At 70.2% G+C, this 11,328-nt stretch carries 8 protein-coding genes and 1 pseudogene; 4 read left to right on the top strand and 5 right to left on the bottom strand.

Translation table 11 applies throughout. From position 1 onward, the window contains the following. Positions 1-39 precede the first annotated feature (39 nt). Positions 40-434: pseudogene (locus tag ACIBKY_RS32435) on the top strand (transposase); the annotation flags it as partial. Between the two features lie 160 nt (positions 435-594). Here ACIBKY_RS32435 and ACIBKY_RS32430 read toward each other — a convergent pair. Together ACIBKY_RS32430 and ACIBKY_RS32425 are read right to left on the bottom strand one after the other, a co-directional pair. Beyond that, a complete protein-coding gene (locus ACIBKY_RS32430; RefSeq protein ID WP_397102577.1) occupies positions 595-1,647 on the bottom strand; it encodes a hypothetical protein in 1,053 nt (350 codons plus the stop codon). A 234-nt stretch (positions 1,648-1,881) separates the two neighbouring features. Then, positions 1,882-3,477, bottom strand: a complete 1,596-nt coding sequence (locus ACIBKY_RS32425) for a serine/threonine-protein kinase (RefSeq protein ID WP_397102575.1) — start codon at positions 3,475-3,477, stop codon at positions 1,882-1,884. 319 nt (positions 3,478-3,796) lie between these two features. Between ACIBKY_RS32425 and ACIBKY_RS32420 the strand changes: the two genes are divergently transcribed. Then, complete coding sequence (locus ACIBKY_RS32420; protein WP_397102574.1) at positions 3,797-6,025, top strand: helix-turn-helix domain-containing protein; 2,229 nt, start codon at positions 3,797-3,799, stop codon at positions 6,023-6,025. Between the two features lie 39 nt (positions 6,026-6,064). On the opposite strand, the gene ACIBKY_RS32415 is transcribed toward ACIBKY_RS32420, so the two are convergent. The 3 genes from ACIBKY_RS32415 to ACIBKY_RS32405 form a co-directional block, all read right to left on the bottom strand. Continuing rightward, the gene (locus tag ACIBKY_RS32415) at positions 6,065-6,943 is read right to left on the bottom strand and encodes a serine protein kinase RIO (protein WP_397102572.1); all 879 of its coding nucleotides are present in this window, start codon (positions 6,941-6,943) and stop codon (positions 6,065-6,067) included. 186 nt (positions 6,944-7,129) lie between these two features. Continuing rightward, positions 7,130-7,426, bottom strand: a complete 297-nt coding sequence (locus tag ACIBKY_RS32410; RefSeq protein WP_397102570.1) for a hypothetical protein — start codon at positions 7,424-7,426, stop codon at positions 7,130-7,132. A 242-nt stretch (positions 7,427-7,668) separates the two neighbouring features. Then, the gene (locus ACIBKY_RS32405; protein WP_397102569.1) at positions 7,669-8,838 is read right to left on the bottom strand and encodes an alpha/beta fold hydrolase; all 1,170 of its coding nucleotides are present in this window, start codon (positions 8,836-8,838) and stop codon (positions 7,669-7,671) included. 160 nt (positions 8,839-8,998) lie between these two features. On the opposite strand from ACIBKY_RS32405, the gene ACIBKY_RS32400 reads away from it, so the two are divergent. Continuing rightward, positions 8,999-10,474 (top strand): alpha/beta fold hydrolase, encoded by a 1,476-nt coding sequence (locus ACIBKY_RS32400; RefSeq protein WP_397102567.1) that lies wholly within the window; start codon positions 8,999-9,001, stop codon positions 10,472-10,474. 11 nt (positions 10,475-10,485) lie between these two features. Next, on the top strand, positions 10,486-11,307 hold the full coding sequence (locus ACIBKY_RS32395; protein WP_397102565.1) for a serine protease: 822 nt from the start codon (positions 10,486-10,488) through the stop codon (positions 11,305-11,307). Positions 11,308-11,328: the final 21 nt, after the last annotated feature.

Raw genomic sequence — 11,328 nt, 5'->3', positions numbered from 1 at the left:
GGCAAGGCTCCCGATCCTTCACCGCTGACGATGCGCGTGCTCGACCTCTCCCGAGCGGCGGTTGACTCCTCGCAGATCAGAGCGCTAAAGGGGGGCGCAGACCGGCTCATCTCCGGTCGATCGAGGGCGGGCCGGCAGTAAGCACCATCTGATCACCGACGCCGGAGGCATCCCGCTTGCGGTGATCCTGACCGGCGCCAACCGCAACGACGTCACCCAACTGCGCCCGCTGCTGGAGGCCATCCCCAAGGTGCGCGGCAAGCGTGGCCGGCCCCCCGTCAGCGCCCCGACGTCGTCCTGGCCGTCCCTTTGCCCTGCTCCACGCCTTCCGACGCCTGCGCATTCGCTGGGAGGTCCGCGCGGACATCCACGAGGCCTTTCTCAAGCTGGCCTGCGCACTTATCTGCTGGCGACGCTTAGCCTCATTACGTTAGGCGCTCTAAGCCCATAGCCCGGAGCCGGCGCGCAACGGGGTCGGGCACGTACGGGCGTCACCCTCAGCGGCCGCGCGGAAGATCATCCGGACCTGGCCGCTCGGCGAAGGCGCGAGATGCCCCCGGGACGTGTCAACAGGCGATACCGTCTCACCGGCACTTAGAAGGGCGCCGCGGAGGGGCGGTCCCTCGCGCGATCGTAGATGGCGCGGAGCCAAGGCTGACGGACCTGGGGCAGTCGCGCCAAGGTGTGGACAAAGATGCCCCAGTCTGGCCGGAACGGACCGATCGGCAGCAGGGGCCGTGGATCGTCGCGGTAGACAATTTCGGGGATCGCGCGCCCTCTGGCAGCAGGAGCGCGCTCACGGGGGGCTGCCAAGTAGGTCCACACCTCGGCATCGAGTGAGACCACGTCCCCAGCGCCAGATGGCTGCCAGGTCTCGCCGGTGTGGGGATGCCGAGGGGCCAGAGCGATGGCTTCGGCAACGACGGGCAGGCCCGGTCCGGCCAAGGTCAGATGCTTGGAGGGCGATCGCTGAGGAAGTAGGACGTCAAGCGGCCGACGGAAGAGCTCGGCGAGGAGGCCCTCGGCAACAGTGACCCGGGTACCGGCCGAAACCGCCAGCACATGGGCCAGGGCCGCGCCGACCGCGGCAGCCCACCGCGGGCTCCAGAAACCTTCCGGCTCCACCGGCGGAGTGCCCGGCCAGCGTTCCCGCAGATGCTCCCAGCCGACGCTGTCAGGGACGAGATCTTGTCCTGGCAGTGCGCGCACGCAGCGTGGGTCCAGCCACACGGCTTGCCAGCGCCCGCAGTCATCGATGCGGGTGGCCACCTCGGTACCGCATTGCACGCAGGCCAGGTTCGGGCCGCCGCGCCCGTCCGGCCCGCAGCATCCGCCGTCACAACGCTCGGGGATCAGTACGGTTCCACGGATATCGCCCGGCGGGATAACGATCGCGTCCCGTGGACCGTGGGACAGTGCGTAGACCGGCGCGTACAGGCCGCGGGCCTGCACTTCTTCTGAAGTGTTCTCGGCCCACGGTCGCCACGGCGGGCCGAAGGGCTCGGGGTCGACGGCGTAGGTGCCGGGTTCCATGAGGACGCCGATGAGGTCATGGCCGTAGTTCTGGCCGGCGTGGACGGGGAGCGCGACCGGTGACACCGGCGCTGTCAGGACGGCATCGCACCCTGCGCAGGCGAAGATCGTCATGCGTTTCCGTGTACCCTCCGGACGCGATCTGTCGTGATAAGCAGAACGCACGACGCCCTCGATGCGATCTGCTTGAAGGTGTTCGAGGAGAAGACCGGCGGCCGGCCCGCGGTGGCTACAGGCGCTTTCGCACATCCGCTCAAGGCCATGCAGGTCAGCGACCCGGGTCGACGGCCCTTGGTACCTGGATCGGGTGCAGGGTGGCCCTCTGAAATCGGCATCCGGCCGGGAGTCTTAGGTCGCTGCTCGCCGTACCAGCTGAATGCCCGTTACCCCCAGCCACCCGATGATCAGCAGCCGGGACAGCGCCGTGATCATCTGGGCGACCAGCGTGGAGAGGTCGAAGCTGGAGATCTCAACGAGCAGGTAGAGGGCCACTTCCAGGGAGAGCAGCGCACCGCCCAGTGCCCCGAGCACGGCCGCCACCGCGCTCAGCCGCCACGTCAGCAGCGCGGTCGCCGCGAGCAGCAAGCCCACCAGAATCGCCGGTACGAAGGCCAGCAGGAGCAGGGGCATGTGGTCCTCGCTGCCCAGCACGGTGGCCCACAGCAAGAAGACGAGACCCAGCGGAAGCGTCAGCATCGTGGTGATCGTCGCGCCGATGTTGTGCGGCCGCAGGGCGAGGCCGATCACGGGCATGAACAGGACCATGCCCCCCATGGCGAACAGGCGCGCGGGGGCCCAGCCCAGAACCTCTCCGAGCAGGGGCAGGATCAGCAGTCCGATGCAGATCAGCGCCGCGATCGCCATCGGCAGGCTCGCCGCGCCCTTCTGCGGCGTCCGCTGTCCGGGAGCGGTCGGCGCGTACGGGCCTTGTCCATGAGGGGCCGGACCGTACGGGCCCTGCCGGTGAAGGCCCGGGGCGTGTGCGAGAGGGCCCGGGCCATACGAGCCCGCTCTGCGGCCGCTCGCCGCGTGCATGGCCGGCGCATTCGGGCCTGACCCTGGCGCGTAGGGTCCCGGGTTGGGCGTCCCGTCCCACACCAGGGTCCTGGCCACCTCGCGAGGCCCCTCGGCGGGCGCGCTGCCGATCCACGCCGTCGCGGGCATGCCGCGCCCGGTCAGCCGCGCAAGCAGTTCCTCCGCGCTGGGCCGTACCAGAGGGTCCTTGGCCAGGCAGCGAGCCACCAGCGCCCGCAATCCCTCCGGCACGCCGGACAAGTCCGGCTCAGAGGTGAGGATCGCGTGCATCACGGCGGGCATCGTGTCCCCGCGGAACGCGACCCGCCCCGTCGCCGCGTAGATCATCGTGCTGGCCCAGCTGAACATGTCCGCCGCCGCGCCAGCCGTACCGGCGAACTGTTCCGGCGCCATGAACGCGGGAGTCCCCATGACGCTGCTGGTGGCGGTCTGTTCGAGTGCCCGCGAGATCCCGAAGTCGATCACCACGGGCCCCTCGGGACCCATGATCACATTGTTCGGCTTGAAGTCCCGGTGCACGACTCCCACGTGGTGAATGGCCGCCAGCGCGGTCAGGGTCGCGACCGCGAGCCGCTCAAGGCCACTGCCGGACCGCACTCCCTGCTCACGCACCAACTCCTCCAGCGAGGGGCCGGGGACGAACTCACTCACGATGTACGGCCTGGCCTCGGCCACCCCCACGGCCAGCACCCGCGCGGTACAGAACGGCGCCACCCTCCGCGCGGTCTCCGCCTCCCGGGTGAACCGTCTGAGCGCGTCCGCTTCCCCCGTGAAGGTGGTGTGCAGCAGTTTCACCGCCACCTTGCCACCCGTGGGGTCCTCACCCAGGTACACCGACCCCTGGCCACCGCGGCCGAGCACCTCGCTCAGCACGTAGTCCTCGATCTGCCGCGGGTCCGAAGGCGTCATACGATGCACAGAAGGACCATAGCGGCCATCTCCCCCGGCCGAATCTGCCCGGTCGGGGAGGTGGCGGCTGGGGCCGTGGTGGGGGTGGGCCGGGTGAGGGTGGCGCGCCGGGTGCGGGTGGTGATGGCGTGGCGGTGAGCTGGGCGATGGGGTGGTTCATTGCGATCTCCTCACGCCCGTGGTGATGGGCCTGCTAACGCCGGTATAGGCGTGATGAGATGTGTCCGCCCGGCTGGTTCGGTGTTGTCGCAGCACAACGGCGGACAGGGCCGGACGTCCGCCGAGGATCATGGGCCGGGATGGGAAGGGGCCGTGGGCGGTGGCGACTTGGGGTCCGCTGCGCGGTGAGTACGTGCAGGTGCGGGAGCTGGCCGCGACGTTGCGGGCGATCGCCGACCAGCGGGGGCAGACGGTGCGCGGGCTGGCGCAGAAGATCCCGCACAGCCGTAGCGTCATCTCCGCCAACCTCAACGGCTCACGCCGGCCGGGCTGGCCGTTCGTCGAGGCGTTCCTGGTCGCGTGTGCGGGCCGCGATGGGCAGGCCCTGGATGTGTTACGGGCCAAGGTGCGGCCGCTGTGGGAGGCGGCCGATCCTGACCGGGCGACGTTGCTGCCGGTGCCGGTGGAGACGGTGGCCGAGGAACACGCGGGCCAGGTGGTGCCGGCCGAGGTCCGCCAATGGGTGGCGCTGCTGGCCGAGGTCGCGGGCCGTCAGCAGGTGCTGGCCCGGGCGCAGCTGGCGGTGAGCCGGCATCAGGCGTTGAGCACCGGCCTGCTGCAGATGCTCCAGCAACTCGCGGACGCGGTCGCCGAGCTCACCCAGGAACGCGACACGCTGCGGGGCGAGCGCGACAGCCTGCTGGCCGAACGCCGCCAGCACACCGACCTGGAAGGCGACCTGAACCGCATCCGCCACGAGCTGCAAGATACCCAGCGCCGGCTGGAGGCGGCCGAACAGCTGTATGAGCAGACCAGCCGCCGCCTGGACCAGAGCGAACGCCAGCGCGCCCAGGCCGAACGGCTCAAGGACCAGGCCCTGCAGCAGGTCCAGACGCTGCTGCGCACCCTGGACGCGCCGCCGTCACTGACCCGAGGCGTCCCATCCCCACCCGAGCCCGGGCAGGCGCGGGAGAAGCTGATGGACTCCTTCGACCAGCAAGCAGGCAACGAGATCCTGTCCCGGCTCGATGACGTCCTGGCCGACGAGGCGGCGGGCCTGAGCGGGTTACGCCGCGATCTGGCCGACACCTCCACCTCCGCCGCCACCACGGTCTCCGGTGGCGGCGACCGCGATGACCCGCATGCTTCCGCGCCTGCCGTCCGGCTGTCCGGCCGGGACATCCCGGCCGGCGACCAAGACGCGCGCCGGGACGTCCCGGCCGGTGACCAAGACGCGCCGGACACCGCGCTGACCTGGCCGGACAGTATCTGGACAGCGCCCGCCGGTGGGCCGGCCCACCGGGTCGTCATGGTCGGCTTCACCCCCCAGTTCGGACTCCTCATCGTGGCCGTCATCGTCGTGGCCGCCATCATCACCGGCGTCATCGTCGCCTGGCAGCTGTATGACCCGGACCGCCTGACCCGCACCACCAACCCCGTCACCGCGCTCGCCTTCAGTCCCGACGGCAAGCTCCTGGCCATCGCCACCGATGGCAACACGATCCAGCTGTGGGATCCCCAAACCCGCCTCCAGGTCGGCACCGAGCTGTCCGGTCACGCCTACGGTGTGAACGCGCTGGCCTTCAGCCCGGACGGCAAGCTCCTGGCCAGCGCCGGCGATGACCAGACCGTACGGCTATGGAACCCGGCCACCGGCCGGCCCGTCGGCGACCCTCTGACCGGCCACACCGGCATCGTCACCACGCTGGCCTTTAGCCCGGACGGCAAGCTCCTGGCCAGCGCCGGCGGCTACAACTCCAACACCGCCGAAGCCGACGACACCACCGTGCGGCTATGGGACCCCGCGAACGGTCAGCCTGTCGGCGACCCGCTGACCGGCCATACCGCCAGCGCGCAGGCGCTGGCCTTCAGCCCGGACGGCAAGCTCCTGGCCAGCGGCAGCGGCGACAACCCCTACAGCTCCCGAGACACCACTACGCGCTTCTGGGATCTGGTCACCCGCGAACCCGGTGGAGTCCCTCTCGTTGGCCATTCGCTGCCCGTCTTCGCGCTGGCCTTCAGCCCCGACGGCAAGCTCCTGGCCAGCGCCGGCGACGCCGGCCGGGAGGCCTCCATACGGTTGTGGGATCCTGTCGGCCGACAACCCGTCGGAGCACCCCTGAAGGGTCACACCGGCGTTGTGGAAGACCTGGCCTTCAGCCCGGATGGCAAGCTCCTGGCCAGCGCCGGCGATGACTCGCTACGACTGTGGGACCCAGGCACCCGCCACCAACTGGCTCTCCTCGCTCACTCCCAGATCAGCAGCGTGGACGCCCTGGCCTTCAGCCCCGACCGGAAGACCCTCGCCTACGGCGGCTACAGCAACTACGAAGGCCACCGCGGCCTGGTCCGGCTCGTCGACGTCTCTTCCTGGCGCGACCTGTCGTAGCCCGGCACCGGTGGACACAGCGACGCGGGGCCGGTGTGGTCAGAACATCATCGTGATCAGGTCGGCGAACAACTCCTGTTCGTCGATCTTGAGCCCTCGGTTCGTGAACCACGTGGCCATGTTGTGGCAGTCGCGCATCAGGAAGTCCATGCCCTTCGGGTTGCCGACGATGTCGACGACCTGGGGAAGGTCGATCATCACGATCCGCTCCGCCTGCGCGAGGACGTTGAATGGCGAGAGGTCGCCGTGCGCGAGGCCCGCGCGGGCCAGTTCACGCATGCCGTCGCGGAGTTGCTCGAAGTACACGCCGAGCAGTTCCTTCGACGGCCGGACCTGGGCGAGCCGGGGCGCGGCACCGCCCTCGCCGTCGTCGATGAACTCCATCAGCAGCTCGGTGCCGTCCACCTGCACGGGATACGGGACCGGGACGCCGGCGGTCCACAGCCGGTTGAGGGCGTCCCATTCGGCGTACGCCCACTGACCGGCCGCGACGCTGCGGCCGTGCGAGGTCTTCTTCGCCATCGCCCGGCCGTCGCGGCTGTTGCGGGTACGGCGGCCTTCGACGTAGGACGTACTGCGGTGGAAGGACCGGTGTTCCTCCGTGCGGTACCGTTTCGCGGCCAGCAGCGAGGACTTCGCCGGATTGTCCCCGATGGCTTCGACGGCCCGTTCGAGCAGGAAGACGTCGGCTTCCTTGCCGGTTTTGAGTATGCCGAGCTCGGTGTCGATGGCGGCCTGTTCCGTCACGACCCACGAGGGGCGTGGTTCCGGGCCGCGCGAACCGCGCTCGACGTCCAGCCAGGTGGACCACCGCTGACCGCGGCCCAGCGTCTCGTCGACGGCATGGAAGGTGAAGGCGAAGGCGTCGGCCGGAACCGGCTGGTGATTGAGGTCAGAGAGTTCGTACTCGGAAGACAACTGCTGTGCTCCTGAACAAAGAGGTGGGGCTGGTGCGGACATGCCGCAGCACGGTGATGGCCATCCGTCAGCCCTCCTTAGTCCAGGCAGCGCTCTCCGCCGCTCGATCAACACAGCTTGCCCGTCCGTCGCGGACCCCGCAACGCATTTACCGGGGCCCCCTCGGAGCCCTCAGAAGGCAGGTGCTCAGGAACGGAGGTCGGGATCGTCGTAGGTCAGCACCGCGAACCCGTCGCAGGAGTTGACGCACACGGCATAGATCCTCGTGGCGCCGGCCGGCGGCTGGTAGTGGCTGACGGATTCCTGGGGCTTCACCTCCAGGTCATGGAGTACGGTTCCCGATGCGTCGAGCGATCCGATGAACAAGGGGCAGGTTCCGGAGTTGGAGATCGTGTCCAGGCCGCCGCGATTGAGATCCAGGTCGGTCTTGATCGTGACCGCGTTGTCTCTGGTGCCAGGACAGGTGAGTTCTACGGTGAACATGGCTGAACGCTCCAGGGTTGGTGCTGGGGGGTTCATTCGCGGCGTGGCCGCATGGTGCGGCCCGCACCGCGCCCCGATGGGTTGATCCTAAGCATCGGTCGCGGCCGTAGCCGATGAACGTGCCCGGAGGGAACGGATCTTGCCCACTGATGACCAGACCCATGCCGTCCGCCAGTCAGCGGACGACGGTGGTCGCGTCAGGGAGCTCAGCAGGTGGCGGGTGAGGTCGCTCGGACGCGGGGCTACCTGCCGGGGCTGGTGACGGCGAGTGAGACGTGCAGGGCGGTGGCGGCCAGGCGGGCCCGGCCGCCGCCGCGTCGTGCCGCCAGTCCGTTCGCCAGAGGCGGGAGAAGGTGATGATCGCCGCGGGCCACGGCCTTCGCGACGGCCAGAGCCGCGGCGGGGTGGGAGTCCAGGATGCTGTGAGCCAGGCTGTCGAACGGCACCAGAACGCCGTCCGGGACCAGGTCGCCGATCCGCTCGGCGACGGACCGGACCGAGCGCAGGTCGCGGGCACCGGACAGCACGGCCACCGGCCAGGTGAAGCCCGGCAGGGCCGCGGGAACGTCGATGGGCTCGCCGGCGAACGCCGGGTAGCGGCCGGCGATTCCGGCGTAGGCGATCGCCGGATCGAGCGGGCGCCCGTCCGGTTTCTGCGCGTACGCCTCGCGGAAGTAGATCACTCCGGCCAGGTCGAACTCCATGAAGTACGGGCGCACCCGGGTGAGCTCTGCCGTGATCAGGGCGGCCAGCCGGTTCCACAGCCGCCGCCGTCCCTTGGCCATGGCGGCCAGTAGCTTGCTCAGCAGCGGCACTCCACCGATCTCATAGACCAGGGGCACCACGGTGCCGGCCTCCTCGGCGAGGGCCGGCCCGGACGCCACCAGCCTGCGCAGCGTCGCGGCCACGCCGGCCGTACCCGGCTCCGCGCCGTCCCACAGCAGTCGCCGAAGGTGGTCGCGGCAGGTGTCGAAGTCGGTGACCGAGGCATAGGTCGAGTCCAGCACCATGGAGGCCACCCGGCCGGGGTGGGTGGCACCGAGTACCTGGGCGAGATGGCCGCCGTACGAGGTGCCGTACACCACGGCCCGCTCCACCTCGCACGCGTCCAGCACCGCCACCAGATCCTCGACGGCCGCGGTGATGGTGAGGGCCGGCCACGGCAGGTCCACGCCGTCACGGTCGCGGCGGGAGAACCCGACACCGCGGTGCTCGACCATGATGACGTCGAAGCCGCCCGCGGCCGCCATCCGCCGCAGGCGGCGGTAGGGCAGAACCGAGGCCAGGCCGGGGCCGCCCGGGATCACCAGAAGCGGCGTCGCGCCAGGCTTGCCCGCCCGGACGTAGGCGAGGTCGAAACCCGGACGGCCGATACGGCGGACGCCGTACCGTCGATCGCCGATTCTCTTCATGCCGCCACGCTAGGCATTGTCGTCGCGTCAAGGTCAAACACCGCTGATGGGCGGCCGACACGGTGTGGATACATGGGGTGCCCAGGATGGCCGGAGTGCGCCTGACGGCGTACCTCGCGTGCCACGGGGCGCGCGGGCTGGACCACGGAAGGGTGCGACGATGCTCAGCACTCGTCATCTCTCACGTGCCGCGCTGACGCTGGCCGCGACCGTGTGCCTGACCGGCCTGCCGCCTGTGGCCGGTACGGCGGGCGCGGCGACGGAGCCTTTGGCATGGAAGAGATGCGCCACGACGGCCAAGGACTGGCCCGTCGCGAACGACCCCGGGACCGAATGCGCGTTGCTGACGGTGCCGATGGACCATGCGAACCCGCGGGGCCGTACGATCAAGATCGCGGTGAGCAGGCTCAAGGCCACCGACCCCGGCAGGCGCCGCGGCGTGCTGGTGATCAGCCCCGGCGGCCCCGGCATCTCCAACATCACCGCCTCGGCGACGTATGCGGCCAACGGCCTAGGCACGCTGGCCACCGACCACGACCTCATCGGGTTCGACCCCAGAGGCGTGGGCTACAGCGACAAGATCAATTGCGAGGAGGGCTCCCCCGGCGAGCCGCCGCCCGGCGCGTCCGCCAAGGCCAAGGCGAAGGCCGCCTTCAGCCGGATGGCCGCCTCCAACAAGCGGTGCGCCGCGATGGATCCCGACTTCGTCCGGCAGTTGACCACATCGAACATCGCCCGTGACGTCGATGCGATCCGGGCGGCGCTCGACGCGCCGAAGATCAGTTTCTATGGGGTGTCGTACGGCACCGCCGTGGGCTTGACCTACCGCTCGATGTTCGACGACCGGGTGGACCGGATGTGGGTGGACTCGGTGATGCCGCCCGTCATGGACCTCGCCGCCATGGACGCCGTCACCGACGCGGTCGGCGAGAGGTCCTTCGAGCGGTTCCTGACCTGGCTGGCCGGGCGCGACGCCGAGTACCACTTCGGGACGGACGCCGCCGCGGTCCGCACGACGATCTTCGCCCTCCGTGACCGGCTCGACCGCGAGCCGGTGGTGGACGGCAAGGACACCCGGCTGGACGGCGAGTGGGTCAGCGGGCTGCTCGGCGTGGGCGCCGGCGGCTGGGCCGCCTCGGCCAGGGATCTGGCCACCGTCCGGGAGGGCGGCATCCCGCGATCGGCGCGGCCGGACCCGGCCGCCGGGCAGGTGTACGGCTTCGACGACGCGCCCTTGGGCATGAACACCACCCAGTACAACGCGATCTTCTGCAACGAGGGAACCGGCGGGCGCGACTTCGAACAGGTGTGGGCCGACGCCGAGGCTCGCCGGCAACGCTTCCCGGGCGCCGGCGGCAGAATCGAGTTCGGCGGCTGGTGCGCGGGATGGCCGTGGCCCGCACGCCCGTGGCAGCCGGTCAAGGGGAGCAGCCCGCTGCAACTGTCCGGCCACGTCGGCGAATCCGTCACGCCGTACGCCTGGGCGGTGGACGCCGCGAAGGCCGCCGGCGGAACCCTGCTGACGATCCAGGACGACATACACGGCTCGCTGAGCCGGCTGCCCTGCGCCGCGAAGGCGATCGACTTCTTCCGTACCGGCCGCACCAGCGGGGGCTCCTGCCCCGGCATGCAATGAACGGACCTGACATGCGCAGACTTCAACGAATCACCGCGGCGCTGACCGTCACCCTTCTGAGCCTGTCGCTGGTGACGCACCCGGCGCAGGCCGCGACCGAGGACCTGGCCGGAAGCGTCAACGTCAACGGCTGCTCGGGAGCGCTGGTACGGCTGCCGGCCTCCACCCCCGCCGACCCGGCGCTCATCCTGACGAACGGGCACTGCTACGAGGGCGCGTGGCCCGTACCCGACGAGGTTCTGGTGGACCGGCCCTCCCACCGCCTGGTCGAGGTGCTCGACGCCACCGGCAGACCCGCGGCCGCCCTGCACGCCGCCAAAGCGCTCTATGTGACCATGACCGGCACCGACGTCGCGCTGTACCAGCTCGGCACGACCTACCGGCAACTGGAGCGGGACCACCGCATCCGCCCCCTCACGATCTCGGCGCGGCGCCCGGAGCCGGGCAGGGAGGTCCGGGTGGTCTCCGGCAGCCTGAAGAAGGTCTACTCGTGCGCCATCGACCGGCTCGCGTACCGTGTGCTGGAGTCGGGCTACATGACCAAGGACGTCCTGCGCTACACGACGGCCTGCAAGACCGGCCCCGGCACCTCGGGCTCCCCGGTCCTCGACGCGGCGAGCGGCGAGGTCGTCGGGATCAACAACACCAGCAACCGCGACGGGGGCAGGTGCACGCTGAACAACCCGTGTGAGATGAACCGCGACGGCGTCATCACCGCGAAGAAGGCGACCGCCTACGGTACCCAGACGTACTGGCTCACCACGTGCGTCGCGCCGGGAAACAAGATCGACCTGAACCGGCCCGGCTGCCTGCTGCCCAGACCGGGACGATGATCCGAGGGGGCGGGCCCGCCG

It is taken from the genome of Nonomuraea sp. NPDC050394, assembly GCF_044459065.1.
In the GTDB taxonomy this organism is placed as follows: domain Bacteria; phylum Actinomycetota; class Actinomycetes; order Streptosporangiales; family Streptosporangiaceae; genus Nonomuraea.
This window is presented reverse-complemented; position numbering and strand designations above follow the sequence as displayed.